Raw genomic sequence first — 15,082 nt, 5'->3', positions numbered from 1 at the left:
TCTGTTTATTTTTCCTGGAACAGATGAACATCTCGTTGCGGGAATGGTATCGTTACCTTATTCTCCCTGAAAAGTTTATCGATCCTATATCGTATATCACTCTTAATTTTTGGTTCATTGAAGGTGTCATCCGTATAAAAATACAAACCGAACATCAATGCCGAATCTCCAAAATCTTCAAAAAACACCTGTGGTTCCGGTTTTTCCAAAACGCCTTCAACCTCCTCTACGCTATTTTTCAACAGCCTTGTTACCAGTTCAACATCACTTCCATAAGCTACTCCTATCTTAACAAACTCTCTGTTCAGCCTGGAGTTTTGAGTAAAATTAAAAATGTTTTCTGTCAAGAACTTATGGTTCGGAATGATCATTACCTTCTCATTCTTTGTGATCCCTCTGGTACTCCTTAATCTTATATCATAAATCTTTACTACTTTATCATTAATCTGTATTATATCTCCCTGATGCAAAGATTGATCCATAATGATTAATATCCCCGAAATTATATCCTGAAAAAGATATTGCAAGGCAAAGCCCAAACCTACAAACAAGGCTGCAGAGGCAGTCAATAATACCGTAAGATCTACCCCCGAAGAGCTCAAGACCACCACTATTACAATAATATATACTATATAATGAACGAATGTAAAAATGCTGGTAAACTTGCGCTTGTCACCTTTCGATAATCTTGATGTAATTAAATTTTTAATAAGTCGCAGCACATAATAAGCCATTATGCACCCTATCATCATTATTAACAGTGTTCCGACAGTAATTGCATATTGCTTGTTATCTCCTCCTATTAATGTAAGGTTTAAAAACTCTTTTATCTCCTTGATGATGCTTTTCAGTAATTCCATTTAAGAATATTTAATCCATTTAAAGATCTCTTTATAGCTTGGTTTTTTACCATACATCAATATACCGACCCTGTATATTTTTGCTGCAAACCAGACCGTAAAAACAAAGGTAAGATACAGAATCAGAATGGATAAAATAATTTGCCATACAGGCACTCCAAACGGAATTCGCATTAACATTACTATAGGCGAGGTAAACGGTATAAATGAAAAGACCGTAGACACAGTCCCGTGCGGGTCTTCCATCACAGTAAAAAAACCTACATAAATACCGAGCATCAAAGGCATAATAATAGGCAGCATAAATTGCTGGGTATCGGTTTCGTTATCTACAGCAGCTCCTATCGCTGCATATAAAGAGCTATACAAAAGATAGCCTCCAAGAAAGTAAATTATAAAACCTGCTATGAGCGTTCCCAGAGGCAGGTGAAACAACTCGGAAACAAGTGACTGCGCAATCAATTCCATATTTTCCTGCTGGGTAGCATTCTCCAAAAGCATCTGCGGCTGTTCCATTCTCGCCTGAACCAGATTTACATCAAATATTACTGAAGTCATTCCCAACAACAGCCCCCCTACCAATAACCACATAAAGAACTGGGTGATACCGGCCAGTGAAGTTCCTATGATCTTTCCCATCATAAGCTGAATCGGTTTTACGGACGATATTATTATTTCGATAATACGGTTTGTTTTTTCTTCAATTACACTCCGCATGATCATATTGCCATAAATAATGATAAACATCATCAACAGATAACCGGCCACCCCTCCAAAAACCAATTTCAGGACATTCCCCAACTTAGACGTTTTTTCACCCGCAAAGTTTTCTAAAGTAATATCTACATCCACCCGTGAAGCTTCTATCTTGGTGGCATCGACATTTTTCTCCTGCAAATTAAGCTTAAACATCTTCTTTTCCAGCTTATCTGTCAGCCCTTCTACCAAACTGAAACTAGGCGATTCTTCCGAAAAGAATTCAATAGCATTTGACAGTTCATTTAGTGACCCTGAGGGGATATACAGTAAACCGGAAGCATTACCTTCTTTTACGATCTTTTGCGCATCTGCTAAAGCTGTATTTTCCAGAACATGATAATTCAGGTTCCCGTCAGATAAAAATTCTCCTTCGAAATAACCTGATTCGTCCAATACTGCAATTGTCTTCGTGCTGTCGCTATTGAGCTGAGAAAGATATGCTACCAAAGCTGCCAGGCCGACAAATATCAGAGGACTCACAAAGGTCATAACAATAAACGATTTGTTACGTACTTTATTAATATATTCTCTCTTTATAACTAATAATAAATGATTCATTCTAATTGTTTTTAACCGCCTGAATAAAAATATCGTTTGCACTTGGTATTTCTTCCACAAAATGGGTGATCATTCCCCGCTGATTCAAGTAATTGATCAACTCGGCCGGAGAAGTTCCGTTTTCCAACCGGATCTTGAGTTTCAATTCATCATTTACCGTTTTAAAAAATGCCTCGGTAGTGATAAATTTCTCCGACAATTCCTGCTGTAAGCCTGTTTTGTTTTCGGTCTCTATCCCCACTTCAAACGTATTTGTCCGGTAAGCCCGTTTGATATCGATAAGTTTCCCGTCCAATATTTTATTTGATTTATGGATCAAAGCTATATGATCACATAGTTCCTCTACAGATTCCATTCTGTGGGTTGAGAAAATAACGGTGGCTCCTTTCGCTTTCAACTGAAGAATTTCGTCTTTAATTAAATTGGCATTAATAGGATCAAATCCACTAAAAGGTTCATCAAAAATAAGCAGCTTCGGTTCGTGCAAAACGGTTACTACGAACTGTATTTTCTGTGCCATCCCTTTTGACAACTCTTGCACTTTTTTATTCCACCAGTCGCCGATTTCAAGACGATCAAACCAGTATCTTAATCTTTTTTTGGCCTCTGCCTTGTTAAGTCCCTTCAACTGCGCCAGGTACAATGCCTGTTCTCCCACCTTCATACTTTTGTAAAGTCCTCTTTCCTCAGGCAGATACCCTATCTGGGAAATATGTTTCGCCTGTAAGGGTTCTCCGTTCAGGGTAACGGTTCCCTGATCGGGATATGTAATCTGATTGATAATTCTGATAAAAGTGGTCTTCCCCGCTCCGTTAGGTCCCAGCAACCCGAAAATACTTCCTTCCGGAATTTCTAACGACACATTGTTAAGTGCGGTAAAGTCACCAAATCGTTTGGTCACATTCTGTGCTACCAATAAATTGCTCATACCTACTAATTGAATTTTCCAAAGATATAGAAATAGTAAAACAACTCACTAAAACTACCCTTTATATGCATTACTTAAACAAAACAAAAAACCCACCCTTTGGCTAAAGCTAAGGATGGGAAAAATTGCTATGAAAAAGAAAAAATTTCACTAAACAGTGTTTAGTTAATAACAAATATAATTTTTTTAGATTAATTTAAGAAAACATGTCTTTAACCTTTTCAAAGAAAGATTTGTCGGACTTCTCCGGTTTGGGTTCAAAGTTGTTGTCGTGCAACATCTTTTCAAAGAATTCTTTTTGTTCTTTATTCAATGTTTTTGGGGTCCAGACATTTACATGCACTAAAAGGTCACCGCTTCCATAACCATTAATACTCGGAATACCTTTCCCCTTAAGTCTTAAAATTTTTCCAGATTGTATTCCGTCTTCAAGCTTAATTCTAACCTTTCCGCTTACTGTATCTATTTCTTTCGAGGTTCCTAATGCCGCCTCGGCAAAACTGATATAAAGATCAAAGTGTAAGTTATCGCCTTCGCGTTTGAGCGTTGGATGCTCTTGCTCTTCTATCACTACCAGTAAATCGCCCGGAATGCTGTTTCCCGGTGCTTCATTTCCTTTACCGGCCACTTTTAGTTGCATGCCTTCCACAACTCCTGCGGGTATCTTGATCGACACTGTCTCTTCCCCTGCTTTTAACCCTTGGGCATCGGCATCTGAAGGTCTGTGATCTATTACCTGACCGGAACCTCCACAGACATTACAGGCAGATGCTGTTTGCATTCTCCCTAAAATCGTATTGGTTATCCGTGTGATCTGACCAGTACCATTACACGTTGAACACGTTTTATATGTAACCCCTTCAGCTTTGACTTTACGACGTACCTTTACTTTTTTCTCTACGCCTTTGGCTATTTCTTCTAAAGACAACTTCACCCGGATACGAAGGTTGCTTCCTTTAACCCGGGTTCTTCCGCCTCCGCCGAAACCGCCGAAACCACCGAAGCCTCCTCCAAAAGCACCTCCGAAAATATCCCCGAACTGACTGAAGATATCTTCCATATTCATCCCGCCACCGCCAAAACCACCGGCACCGTCAAAAGCAGCATGCCCGTACTGGTCATAGCGTGCTTTCTTCTCAGGATCACTCAGCACTTCATAAGCTTCTGCCGCTTTCTTAAAATTCTCCTCGGCCTCTTTATCACCCGGATTCTTATCTGGGTGATATTGAATGGCTTTTTTACGGTAAGCTTTTTTTATTTCAGCGTCAGATGCACCTTTACTTATTCCTAATATTTCGTAATAATCTTGCTTCATTTCTTAAACTCTGGGTTTCGATTTTTAATAGCTTCTGGAATCAGTTTTATTGTCCAAATACAACTTTCGGATGGCGGATAATTTTATCCCCCAACTTATAGCCTTTTTCAATTACATCTACGATCTTCCCTTTAAGATCATCTGAAGGTGCCGGTATTTGGGTCACTGCGTCATGAACCTCTGCATCAAAAGTATCTCCTGCTTTTGTTTCTATAACTTCGAGCCCCTTCCCTTCCAATACATTTCGAAGTTTGTTGCTAATGAGCTCAACTCCTTTTAACAGTTCCTTGTCTTCAGACTTTGCTATTTCGACCATCGCCCTGTCAAAATCATCCAAAACGGGCAACATGGCCTGCATAACATCCTGGCCTGCCGTTTTAAACAATTCTATGCGTTCTTTGGAAGTTCTCTTTTTATAATTTTCAAATTCTGCAAAAAGACGTAAAAACTTATCTTTCTCTTTAGCCAGATCTTCTTTCAATCCATCTGTTTCAGAAACTTCAGTCACAGCTTCTTCCTTTCCTGCTGCTTGCTCACCATTTACCTGTTGCGCCTGATCCTGAACTTGTGTTGTATCTTTATCTTCCACAGTACTTTTCGTTTCTTTCGGTTTTTTGCTCATTTTAAACATAATTTTATTGCCCTTCTTTTCACGGCAAAAGTACTGCCAATTCGTGTAAAATGTCAAAATGTCACCAAAATATTTAATACAATTTTATCATTTTCATAAAATGATATCTTATACATTTGTTAACGAAATTTAAAAAACTACATATCTGATGAAAAAACATTCTTTAAAACTTGCTATGGTAGCTGTTTTTGCTACCGTAACGATTGCATGTAAGAACGATAAGAAAAATGAAAACCAGGCTGGGGAGGCAGAAACTGCTGCAACTGCTTCGGAAGAAGCTCTTAAATTCAAAGCTATCCCTGCTGAAAGCACGATCGAATGGAAGGGTTCTAAACCTACAGGTTCACATACAGGTACCATTGCTATAGAATCCGGTGTGTTCAATGTAAAGAATAACATTATCGAAAGCGGAAGCTTTTTAATCGATATGAATTCAATTACCGTAACTGATCTTGAGTCTGGTGACGGGAAAGAAAACCTTGAAGCACATTTAAAAGGGGATGCCGAAGGTAAAGAAGATCACTTCTTTAATGTAAAAGAACATCCAACAGCTGCATTTGAGATCACAGGCGTTTCTGAAAAAGAAGGACAGACCGTTTTAGAAGGAAACCTTACCCTAAAAGGGATTAAAAAGAATATCTCTTTTCCTGTAAATGTTGCTGTAAACGGTAATGAAGTTGTTGTTACAAGTGAAACTTTTACGATCAACAGAACTGATTGGGGAGTTAACTATGGCTCTAAATCTGTTTTTGAGAACTTAGGCGATAAATTTATCAACGATGATATTGAATTAAAAATCTCTATCAAAGCTAACAAAGCGTAACATATACCGGACATAGAAAATCAGGCCAATTCTTCGTTGAATTGGCTTTTTTTATACCCCAGAATGATCTCTCTTAATGCCCCCTGCAAATTAGGATACTTAAACCCAAAACCTTCTTCTTGAATCTTTTTTGAACTTACCCGCTGACTTGCAAGAACTGCATGAGACATTTCCCCTAAAACAAACTGCAATATAAACGCTGGAACTTTTGGAAAAAGAATTGGCTTCTCTAAAACCTCAGCAATACTTCTGATTAATTTTTCATTAGTCACCGGATTAGGGGCTACTCCATTATAAACACCTGACATTTGATGCTTGATAGCAAATAAAAAAATACGGGCAAGATCGGTTATATGAATCCAGCTTTGCCACTGTTGTCCATTCCCAAATGGTGACCCTACATAATTATTTACCGGCCGCACCATTTTAGGTAAAGCCCCTCCATCACCCGAAAGCACCAAACCTGTTCTAATGACAGCCAGACTATCAGTACATTCCTTTAACTCCTCAGCTGTTGCCTCCCACTTTTCTACTATAGTCCCTAAAAAAGACTGGTCTATTCCCGAAAAACTTTCTTCATAATAATTAACACCTGAATCAGGATATATGCCTATAGCGGATGAAGAAACAATAGTCCTTACTTTTACATCAGCCTGAACCAAACCTTTTTTAAGTGTCAAAATACTATTAACCCTGCTACCCAGTATTACTTTCTTGTATGAACTCGTCCAACGCTTAGCAATAGAACTACCGGCCAGATTGATAATAGCATCCACCCCCTTAAAACAGGCTTCATCTATCTCAAAACGGTTCGTATCCCAGTAAAACCCTCTGTAATTTTCCCTGGAAACAATCTTAGAGCTGTCTGTAGTAAGGTAATGGACAGCTATTCCTTGCTGTCTGCAAAGCTTTACTATTTCCCGACCGATCAGTCCTGTGGCCCCTGTAATCAATATACGCATCTGTAAGCTTTTTATCAATTTACGAGATTTATTCTAAGAAAGATCGGTATTTAGATAAGGTTTAACAATTTTACCCTGACATTATAAGATAAGAATGAAGAAATAGTGTATTCCTTTATCAGTCTATATCAAGAACATCTTTAACCAACTGAACAAACCTTTTAAAACCTCCGATGGGCGCCTATCTGGTTGCACGCAGCATTTCCCTTTTTCCCGGCGGTCCGGGAAGCTTTTCTACCGAAAAACCCGATGCTATCATTGCCCTTCTGACACTCCCCTTCGCAGCATAAGTAACCAGAACCCCACCAGGCTTTAATGCATTGTGCATCCGTTGAAATATTTCTTCTGTCCACAATTCAGGCTGAACTCTTGCTCCAAAAGCATCAAAATAGATGAGATCAAAGACTTCGTTGTCATCAATCTCATTAAAAAACTGCTTTCTTTTTTTTAACCTGAATGCCTCACTTAGCTGAATGTACTTCTCCCAGGGCCCGTCATGCATTGCCTGAAACTGTTCTTTAAAACCTTTATTCTCAAGCAACTCTACATAGTTAAGCTGCGACACTTCGTCTGACGACACCGGATATCCCTCGACTCCGTCATATTGAATCGATAAGTTATTTTTTTCGGCCTCTAAAAAGGTAATAAAAGCATTGAGGCCGGTACCAAATCCGATTTCCAGAACATTAACCTCGTTTTCAGGTTTCTGACTTTCAATATAATGGTATAACCCCATCTTAATAAAAACATGGTAAGCCTCTTGAATTGCACCGTGTTTTGAATGATAATGTTCATCCCAGTCTTCAATGAAGATCGTCGATGAACCGTCTGCAGTCTGTATTATTTTTCGTTTCAACCTACTTGGTTTTTATCAAAACTCCATCGGCCATAAACAGATTTGTTTTCTTCGGAGTTTCTATTTTGGCTATCTCACTTTCGCTTTCTCCCCCATCTGCAGCATAATGTTTCTGATCTTCAACAGACATCTCTTCTATATATGCAGCACCATTAACTATTACTTCACTGCCAACAATATCTTTTGGAACGAAAAAACCATAATCTTTAAACTTAACCATCGCCTCCTGTCCGTTTTCAAGGTCAAGTTTCATCCAACACCCCTTCTTTATACAAACTTCCTTCACTTTTCCTTTAAACTTCAAAGGTAAGGTATCTCCTGTCTTCATTTTATCATACTCAGCAGCCATAGCTGATATATCAAAAGCCCTTTCAGCACCTATCTCTTTCCCAAAAGAATTATAAACCACTTTTTCTGCTTCACTTTTTGCTGCTTCAACATTCTTCCTTTGTTCATTATCCTTACATGCAATAAACAGGCTAAACGCCGCTAAAAAAATTACTTTTTTCATTTTTTAATGCTTTTAAGTCATATTCCCGTATAATTAGTGCAAATTAAGCTTTTTTGAACAAGATTATGTTCAACCATGAAACATATTTCCGTAAATTAGCGCAAAAGATTTTTTGACCGATGAGCAGTACTACAATAAAAATTGAAGTTGAAAAAGCCACTACTTCTAAAATAGGACAAGTTGATTTTGACAATTTGATATTCGGTTCGATTTTTACAGACCACATGCTAGTATGTGATTATAAAAATGGAGCTTGGGAAACGCCAAGAGTTGAGCCATATGGCCCTCTCAGCATGGATCCTTCTGCTAAAGTTTTTCATTACGGACAAGCCATTTTTGAAGGTTTAAAAGCCTACAAGGCTGACGACGACAGTATTTGGTTATTCAGGCCGGATGAGAACCACACAAGAATGAATAAATCTTGTGTGCGTTTACAAATGCCGGAAATACCCAAGGAAATATTTTTTGACGGACTTGAAACGCTTCTTAAACTGGATAAGGATTGGATCAAGAAAGGAGAAGGAAACTCTCTTTACATCCGTCCTTTTATGATTGCCACAGAAAGTTGTGTTTCCGCATCCCCTTCACTGGAATACAAATTTTTAATTATTTGCTCACCGGCTCAATCGTACTTTAAAAAAGGGATGAGCGGTGTTAAAGTATTATTTGCTGAGAAATATAGCAGAGCTGCCAACGGAGGAGTTGGTTTTGCAAAATGTGCAGGTAATTATGCAGGTCAGTTCTATCCTACCCACCTTGCAAATGAAGAGGGATATCACCAGGTTTTATGGACGGACGCCAGCTCACATGAGAACCTTGAAGAAGCAGGAGTTATGAATGTGTTTTTCAGGGTTGGAGACAAATTGTTAACAGCTCCGACCTCCGATAGAATTCTTGACGGGGTAACCCGTAAAAGCGTCATTGAAATTGCTGAAGACGAAGGCATTGAAGTAGAAATTCGCACCGTAACAGTTCACGAAATTATTGAAGCTGCCAAAGCAGGCACATTAAAAGAAATGTTCGGTTCAGGTACGGCTGCCGTTATCAGCCCGATCTCCGGATTTGGGTATAAAGGTGAACATTTTGACCTCCCTGAGGTAGAAAACAAATATGCTGATTTATTTAAAAAACGTATATCAGACATACAGTCCAACAAAGCCGAAGACAAGTTCGGTTGGCGATATAAAGTTTCTGAATAAATTTAAGTAAACTACCTCGGTGCAAGCACACGAGGCATTGGTCGGAAACAAATTTTAATTTCGAGGCAAGCCTCGGGGTATTATACCCTTTGACGGTGCCAATAAAAAAACGAAAAAGAAATACCCCCAAAATGTCAGACACAATTTGGGGGTATTTTTATTTAACCAGTATTTTTTCAATATCCGGTTTAAAGTAATGAGGCCCTTTCATTACTTTTCCGTCTTCCCGGTAGATAGGCTTTCCATTTTCATCCAATTTACTCATATTACTTCTTTGTATCTCTTCAAAAACCTCTTCGATCTTATGTTGCATGCCATGCTCCAGAATAGTTCCGCATAATATATATAACATATCTCCCAAAGCATCAGCCACCTCCACCAGATCATTATTTTTAGCTGCTTCCAGGTATTCTTCATTTTCTTCAGCCATTAGTTTATAGCGTAAATCCAGCTTTCCTTCTCCCAGATCAGCTATGGGTTCATCCGAAATACCTAACCCAAACGCATTATGAAATTCAGCAACAGCTTCTAATTTTCTTTTCATCGCTTATTTTTATTTAGTTTTGCATAAAAATAGAATAATGCTCAGTAAAGGACAAATCATTTTCGCAATACTCTTTTTTATTGCTTTCGTAGGAATTATAGTGTACACGTATGCTAAAGACAAAAAATTGCATTCAAAATATTACAAAGGTGCTTTGTGGGTATTAATCGGATTCATTTTGTTTATTGCTGTTTTATCGTTGTTGAAGTATTTTATAAGAGGTTAACAACTCCTTTATATCGAATCGGAGTGACTGTTTTATTTCGTGTTATTTTTTGTACTTTGTTAATTCAAAACCCAACCTTTTATAATGAAAATCATTAAGTACTTATTCTTTTTAGCCGTCATCGTAATTATTGGTGCGTCTTTATATATCGCGACAAGGCATGGTCATTTTAACGTATACAGGGAAAAGGTGATAGAAGCTCCTCGTGAGGTTGTTTACAATTTGATTAATGATTATAAAAAATGGCCTGAATGGTCGCCATGGCTGGCACAGGAACCTAATGCCAAAATCACCTTCAGCGATACAACAGCAGGTGTTAATGCCTTTTATCACTGGAAAGGAGATATCCTGGGCGAAGGCTCGATAAAAACAATATTCAGCAATAAGGATTCTATTCTCCAAAAAATTAAATTTATAAAACCAAGAGCTTCCAATGGCGATGTATATTGGCAACTATCCCCGCTCAATCCTTCCCAGTCTAAAGTAGTATGGGGAATGAAGGGGGAGTTGAGTTTTACGGAAAAAGCCTATATGCTTTATAAAGGAGGCATGGAGAAAATTTTGGCTCCGGATCTGGAAAAAGGCCTGGAAAAAATCGACAGTCTGAGCAACTTGGCAATAGAAGAATACAATATAATCCCAAAAGGTATTTCTGAATATGGCGGAGGATACTATTTATATCTGACCACAGTAACAAAACAAAGTGAGGCCGCTGTAAAAATGGAAGAGCTGTTTCCCAAGATCAGACAATATGCAACCAAGAACGACCTTTCGATCGCCGGCCCTCCCTTTACCCTCTATCACGAATGGGATGACCTTAATAAAACAACCATATTTTCAGTATGTATCCCTATAAGAGAAAAAGTAATCCCAAGCTCAGAAAACGAAGTACTTTGTGGGTATATTGAACCGGGACGGTACTTTAAAACTGTTTTGAAAGGAAACCACAAAAACCTGAAAGAAGCATGGAACAGAGCCTCCCTGGCTGTTAAAACCAACAGGTTAACAGAAGACCCTGAAAGAGATCTTATGGAGGTTTACCTGAGTGATCCGAACAAGATTCCCAATCCTGCTGATTGGATCACTGAAATATATGTCCCTGTAAAAAAGACATTAACGCTGCAAAAAACCTTTTAACAACCGGAAGTTATATATTTGTAACATGAGAGAATTTTTATGGATTTTTTTAGGTGGCGGACTTGGCAGTATGGCCAGGTACATTGTTAGCAAATTAGTTTATACTTCCAGTCATAATTTTCCCCTCTCCACTTTTTCAGTTAATATAATCGGAAGTTTAATCATCGGACTTATTACAGGTCTGGCTGCTAAGCAGACCAGTATTTCTCATAATTTACTGCTGTTTGCCGTTACCGGGTTCTGCGGCGGCTTTACCACCTTCTCTACCTTTGCCCTCGAAAATGTATCATTACTGAGGGAAGGTGACTATTTCAATTTTTTCCTGTATAGTATTGGATCAATCATAAGCGGATTGCTGGCTGTACTTCTGGGTTTTGTCATCACAAAAGCCTTCTAAGCCGTACCTTCCTTATTTCCTCCTGATTCACCAACACCCCAAAAAAAACACACAATACCCTACCAACCAGATGGTTATATTTTAACCAGATCTGTCACCCACCCCTGTTCTATATTTTTCAAAAAATGAATAAATAATTAACAACCCTAAAATATATAGGGTTGAAAATTATAAATAACAAAAAAATACACGATAACCCCATAAAAAAATAGGGGTAAAATTATATTATATATAGATTTACACATCTAACTTATATAATTATGAAAAAAATAGAAGCAATTATCCGGAAATCGAAATTTGATGAAGTCAGAGATGCTTTGCATCAGATCGAAGTAAACTTCTTTAGCTATTGGGACGTCACCGGGGTCGGCAATGAAAAACACGGACATGTCTATCGGGGAGTATCTTATAGCACTTCCGACATACAAAGAAGATTTCTCTCCATCGTCGTTTCTGACGACTTCGTTGAAAAAACTGTCGAGACCATCCTTCAATCAGCTTATACAGGAAGTGTAGGAGATGGTAAAATTTTCATCTCTCCGATAGATAATACCTATCGGATCAGAACCAAGGAGTCGGGCGAAATGTCATTAAATTAAAACAACAATCAATTAACTGAAAATAACATGGAAACATTACTAACAACGAACAATGTCTGGATGATGATCTGCACAGGACTTGTATTTATTATGCATCTGGGATTTGGATTTTTAGAAATCGGGCTTACCAGACAAAAGAATACGATTAACATTTTATTTAAAAACATATTCATACTAACTGTCGGGCTATTATTATACTGCCTTGTCGGATTTAATTTAATGTATCCGGGAGAATTCAACGGGTTTTTAGGATTTGCCGGGATAGGACTTCAATCCCCTATAACCGCAGAAGGCCTGGACCTAAGCTATAATGAAGGTTATACGTACTGGACAGATTTTCTCTTTCAGGGAATGTTTGCCGCTACTGCAGCCACTATAGTTTCCGGAGCGGTAGCCGAACGTATCAAGATTGTCCCCTTCATGATATTCACCGTTATTTACGTAGGATTGGTATACCCGATTGCCGGTTCCTGGAAGTGGGGAGGTGGCTTTCTTGACAAAATGGGTTTTTATGATTTTGCCGGGTCTACGTTGGTTCATTCCGTTGGTGGATGGGCCGCAATAATAGCCATTGCGCTTTTGGGAGCCCGAATCGGAAAATTCAAAGAAGATGGCAAACCCGGAGCCATACCCGGTCACAACATCCCATTAGCCATGGGGGGGGTCCTCATCTTGTGGCTGGGGTGGTTTGGATTTAACGGCGGGTCAGTACTTTCTGCTGATCCCGCGCTAACATCACTGGTATTGGTCACTACCTGTTTGGCCGCAGCAGCCGGCGGAGTTGCCTCTTTCTTAGTATCAACCGCACTGTATAAAAAATATGACCTGACCATGTTTTTAAATGGTATTTTGGGTGGGCTCGTTGGTATCACTGCCGGAGCTGATCTCATGAACCCTACTGATGCCATTCTCATAGGTTTAATCGCCGGTGCCATTATAGTTTTTGGCGTTGCCCTCATTGATAAATTAAAACTAGATGATCCTGTTGGTGCCGTAGCTGTTCATTTAATTTGCGGGATCTGGGGAACCCTGGCAGTAGGCATTTTTGGTAGTAAAGCCGGTTTCACCCAGTTTTTTGTACAACTTGAAGGAGCAGCCGTTTATGCTGCATTTTGCTGCTCAACAGCATTCATCATCCTTTATACCCTCAAGAAAACTGTCGGCATAAGGGTTAGCAAAGAAGAGGAACTTGAAGGACTGGACAATTTTGAACACGGCATGGAAGCCTACCCGGAAATGAGTACGACCTCCACAGAGGTCAAGTCATCACTTATGATGAATAGCTAATGGGTTAGATGGGAGAAAATCGGAGCGTTTGGCGGAACGCTCCGATTCCTAATGCTCTCAATCTAACAATTAGCTTCTGTTATTTGACAATCCACTTATAAATCACCAAAACTATACAACTAACTATTTTTATTATGAAAGCAATGCTTAATGCAAATTTCGGAAAAATTCTATTTTTCTCTATGCTATTTGCCGGAACTTTTAACACCACTGCACAGGTAAGTAAAAAATTCACATTCAGCGGAAGCATAGATGCCTATTTCAGGCAAAATATCGGGGGACCGAATGGTAGCGATGCCATTGCCCCCGCAACATCTTTTGCCAACCTGAATGGTTTTGCCCTGGGAATGGCCAATCTTGTAGCCGGCTACGAAAGTAAAAAGATTGGTTTTGTAGCCGACCTGGTCTTTGGCCCCAGAGGTGAAGACGCTGTATTTAACTCTCCTTTATACACCCCGGAAGGGGGATCAAGTCGAATCGTCAACCAACTATACGCCTATTGGAATGTCTCTGAAAATATCACTTTTACACTAGGTAATTTCAACACCTTTTTAGGTTACGAGGTTATTTCTCCTGTTGCAAATTTTAACTACAGCACCTCCTATATGTTTTCATACGGACCGTTCTCACATACAGGCATAAAGGCCGATTTTCAACTTAATGAAGAACTCAGCCTGATGCTCGCCGTAATGAATAGCACAGACTTCACCGAATTCAATCCGGACGGTAAATACACGGCAGGTTTACAACTAGGCTATAAAGGTCAGTTTTTAAATGTACTTTACGGAAAACAACCATCATACGATAACACCGGAACTCTTATTGCAGGTACTGAGCCTACTTTCCAAATAGACTATACCGGAGGGTTCGATCTTACAGATCTGTTTTACCTCGGTCTAAACACCTCTTACAATATTACAGACGGAGCCGGTTTTTACGGCTTGGCACTTTATCCTCAATACAAAACTTCAGAAAACTTTAGCCTAGGCCTGAGAGGTGAATATTTTTCGGTCTTCGGTAATGGCCTCGACGAAGTCATAGGCCTTGATAATGAAGGTGATGGTCATGTTTTCACAGCAACAATAACCGGAAATTACACCTTGGGGAACTTGCGTCTAAAACCTGAACTAAGAATAGATACAGCTTCCGAAGACTCCTTTTTAAACAGTGACCTGGAACCGGCAAAAAGCTTATCATCCTTCTTAGTTGCTGCTATATTCAGTTTCTGATCCGTATTTAATATTTTCGAGGGTTTTCAAAAACCAAAACCCGGCGCATCACGCTCCGGGTTTACCCGATCATCGAGATTTCCCCTGTATAACCATCCGGAGATCCTACACTTGTCTCTGTAAAATGTTCCTCATGGAATTTCATTGGACTTGCCCTTGTGAAATAGTCCTGACGGAATTTCACAGGGCTTGCGTCGAAATGTTTTGCCAAGCGCCAGCCGGCTCTATCGCTAAAAGGTCTACCAGACCTTTTCTTTACGC

At 39.2% G+C, this 15,082-nt stretch carries 16 protein-coding genes; 7 read left to right on the top strand and 9 right to left on the bottom strand.

Going from position 1 to position 15,082, the window contains the following annotated elements; all coding sequences use genetic code 11:
* Window positions 1-5: 5 nt before the first annotated feature.
* From MQE36_RS09815 to MQE36_RS09795, 5 genes are all read right to left on the bottom strand, one after another.
* Window positions 6-860, bottom strand: coding sequence for a mechanosensitive ion channel family protein (locus MQE36_RS09815; protein WP_242935804.1), 855 nt, complete (start codon window positions 858-860; stop codon window positions 6-8).
* Entirely contained in the window at window positions 861-2,177 is a 1,317-nt protein-coding gene (locus MQE36_RS09810) for an ABC transporter permease (protein ID WP_242935803.1), read from the bottom strand.
* Window position 2,178: 1 nt separating this feature from the next.
* Window positions 2,179-3,105 (bottom strand): ABC transporter ATP-binding protein, encoded by a 927-nt coding sequence (locus tag MQE36_RS09805; protein WP_242935802.1) that lies wholly within the window; start codon window positions 3,103-3,105, stop codon window positions 2,179-2,181.
* Window positions 3,106-3,301: 196 nt separating this feature from the next.
* The gene (gene dnaJ, locus MQE36_RS09800; protein ID WP_242935801.1) at window positions 3,302-4,420 is read right to left on the bottom strand and encodes a molecular chaperone DnaJ; all 1,119 of its coding nucleotides are present in this window, start codon (window positions 4,418-4,420) and stop codon (window positions 3,302-3,304) included.
* Window positions 4,421-4,466: 46 nt separating this feature from the next.
* The gene (locus MQE36_RS09795; protein ID WP_242935800.1) at window positions 4,467-5,042 is read right to left on the bottom strand and encodes a nucleotide exchange factor GrpE; all 576 of its coding nucleotides are present in this window, start codon (window positions 5,040-5,042) and stop codon (window positions 4,467-4,469) included.
* Between the two features lie 157 nt (window positions 5,043-5,199).
* Between MQE36_RS09795 and MQE36_RS09790 the strand changes: the two genes are divergently transcribed.
* A complete protein-coding gene (locus MQE36_RS09790; RefSeq protein WP_242935799.1) occupies window positions 5,200-5,874 on the top strand; it encodes a YceI family protein in 675 nt (224 codons plus the stop codon).
* A 20-nt stretch (window positions 5,875-5,894) separates the two neighbouring features.
* Here MQE36_RS09790 and MQE36_RS09785 read toward each other — a convergent pair whose 3' ends face one another.
* From MQE36_RS09785 to MQE36_RS09775, 3 genes are all read right to left on the bottom strand, one after another.
* Window positions 5,895-6,836, bottom strand: coding sequence for a TIGR01777 family oxidoreductase (locus tag MQE36_RS09785; protein ID WP_242935798.1), 942 nt, complete (start codon window positions 6,834-6,836; stop codon window positions 5,895-5,897).
* A 181-nt stretch (window positions 6,837-7,017) separates the two neighbouring features.
* On the bottom strand, window positions 7,018-7,692 hold the full coding sequence (gene mnmC2, locus MQE36_RS09780; RefSeq protein WP_242935797.1) for a tRNA (5-methylaminomethyl-2-thiouridine)(34)-methyltransferase MnmC2: 675 nt from the start codon (window positions 7,690-7,692) through the stop codon (window positions 7,018-7,020).
* Window position 7,693: 1 nt separating this feature from the next.
* Complete coding sequence (locus tag MQE36_RS09775) at window positions 7,694-8,203, bottom strand: DUF4920 domain-containing protein (protein ID WP_242935796.1); 510 nt, start codon at window positions 8,201-8,203, stop codon at window positions 7,694-7,696.
* Window positions 8,204-8,322: 119 nt separating this feature from the next.
* On the opposite strand from MQE36_RS09775, the gene MQE36_RS09770 reads away from it, so the two are divergent.
* Window positions 8,323-9,402 carry a branched-chain amino acid aminotransferase gene (locus MQE36_RS09770; RefSeq protein ID WP_242935795.1) on the top strand — a complete coding sequence of 360 codons (1,080 nt, stop codon included), beginning with the start codon at window positions 8,323-8,325 and terminating at the stop codon, window positions 9,400-9,402.
* Window positions 9,403-9,559: 157 nt separating this feature from the next.
* Here MQE36_RS09770 and MQE36_RS09765 read toward each other — a convergent pair whose 3' ends face one another.
* On the bottom strand, window positions 9,560-9,946 hold the full coding sequence (locus tag MQE36_RS09765) for a nucleoside triphosphate pyrophosphohydrolase family protein (protein WP_242935794.1): 387 nt from the start codon (window positions 9,944-9,946) through the stop codon (window positions 9,560-9,562).
* 310 nt (window positions 9,947-10,256) lie between these two features.
* Between MQE36_RS09765 and MQE36_RS09755 the strand changes: the two genes are divergently transcribed.
* The 5 genes from MQE36_RS09755 to MQE36_RS09735 all read left to right on the top strand — a co-directional run bounded on the left by MQE36_RS09755 (window position 10,257) and on the right by MQE36_RS09735 (window position 14,821).
* The gene (locus MQE36_RS09755; RefSeq protein WP_242935792.1) at window positions 10,257-11,309 is read left to right on the top strand and encodes an SRPBCC family protein; all 1,053 of its coding nucleotides are present in this window, start codon (window positions 10,257-10,259) and stop codon (window positions 11,307-11,309) included.
* A 25-nt stretch (window positions 11,310-11,334) separates the two neighbouring features.
* Window positions 11,335-11,706 (top strand): fluoride efflux transporter CrcB, encoded by a 372-nt coding sequence (crcB, locus tag MQE36_RS09750; protein WP_242935791.1) that lies wholly within the window; start codon window positions 11,335-11,337, stop codon window positions 11,704-11,706.
* A 260-nt stretch (window positions 11,707-11,966) separates the two neighbouring features.
* Window positions 11,967-12,305 (top strand): P-II family nitrogen regulator, encoded by a 339-nt coding sequence (locus tag MQE36_RS09745; RefSeq protein WP_242935790.1) that lies wholly within the window; start codon window positions 11,967-11,969, stop codon window positions 12,303-12,305.
* A gap of 27 nt (window positions 12,306-12,332) precedes the next feature.
* The gene (locus tag MQE36_RS09740) at window positions 12,333-13,592 is read left to right on the top strand and encodes an ammonium transporter (protein ID WP_242935789.1); all 1,260 of its coding nucleotides are present in this window, start codon (window positions 12,333-12,335) and stop codon (window positions 13,590-13,592) included.
* 134 nt (window positions 13,593-13,726) lie between these two features.
* Window positions 13,727-14,821 carry a porin gene (locus MQE36_RS09735; RefSeq protein WP_242935788.1) on the top strand — a complete coding sequence of 365 codons (1,095 nt, stop codon included), beginning with the start codon at window positions 13,727-13,729 and terminating at the stop codon, window positions 14,819-14,821.
* Window positions 14,822-15,082: the final 261 nt, after the last annotated feature.

It is taken from the genome of Zhouia spongiae, assembly GCF_022760175.1.
In the GTDB taxonomy this organism is placed as follows: Bacteria; Bacteroidota; Bacteroidia; order Flavobacteriales; family Flavobacteriaceae; genus Zhouia; species Zhouia spongiae.
The sequence above is the reverse complement of the archived record's forward strand: the minus strand, read 5'-3'. Positions and strand labels throughout refer to the sequence as shown.

Coding starts and splice junctions, on each gene's coding strand:
- MQE36_RS09815 (WP_242935804.1), bottom strand. CDS start 860: ATGGAATTACTGAAAAGCATCATCAAGGAGATAAAAGAGTTTTTAAAC.
- MQE36_RS09810 (WP_242935803.1), bottom strand. CDS start 2,177: ATGAATCATTTATTATTAGTTATAAAGAGAGAATATATTAATAAAGTA.
- MQE36_RS09805 (WP_242935802.1), bottom strand. CDS start 3,105: ATGAGCAATTTATTGGTAGCACAGAATGTGACCAAACGATTTGGTGAC.
- dnaJ (WP_242935801.1), bottom strand. CDS start 4,420: ATGAAGCAAGATTATTACGAAATATTAGGAATAAGTAAAGGTGCATCT.
- MQE36_RS09795 (WP_242935800.1), bottom strand. CDS start 5,042: ATGAGCAAAAAACCGAAAGAAACGAAAAGTACTGTGGAAGATAAAGAT.
- MQE36_RS09790 (WP_242935799.1), top strand. CDS start 5,200: ATGAAAAAACATTCTTTAAAACTTGCTATGGTAGCTGTTTTTGCTACC.
- MQE36_RS09785 (WP_242935798.1), bottom strand. CDS start 6,836: ATGCGTATATTGATTACAGGGGCCACAGGACTGATCGGTCGGGAAATA.
- MQE36_RS09775 (WP_242935796.1), bottom strand. CDS start 8,203: ATGAAAAAAGTAATTTTTTTAGCGGCGTTTAGCCTGTTTATTGCATGT.
- MQE36_RS09770 (WP_242935795.1), top strand. CDS start 8,323: ATGAGCAGTACTACAATAAAAATTGAAGTTGAAAAAGCCACTACTTCT.
- MQE36_RS09765 (WP_242935794.1), bottom strand. CDS start 9,946: ATGAAAAGAAAATTAGAAGCTGTTGCTGAATTTCATAATGCGTTTGGG.
- MQE36_RS09755 (WP_242935792.1), top strand. CDS start 10,257: ATGAAAATCATTAAGTACTTATTCTTTTTAGCCGTCATCGTAATTATT.
- crcB (WP_242935791.1), top strand. CDS start 11,335: ATGAGAGAATTTTTATGGATTTTTTTAGGTGGCGGACTTGGCAGTATG.
- MQE36_RS09745 (WP_242935790.1), top strand. CDS start 11,967: ATGAAAAAAATAGAAGCAATTATCCGGAAATCGAAATTTGATGAAGTC.
- MQE36_RS09740 (WP_242935789.1), top strand. CDS start 12,333: ATGGAAACATTACTAACAACGAACAATGTCTGGATGATGATCTGCACA.
- MQE36_RS09735 (WP_242935788.1), top strand. CDS start 13,727: ATGAAAGCAATGCTTAATGCAAATTTCGGAAAAATTCTATTTTTCTCT.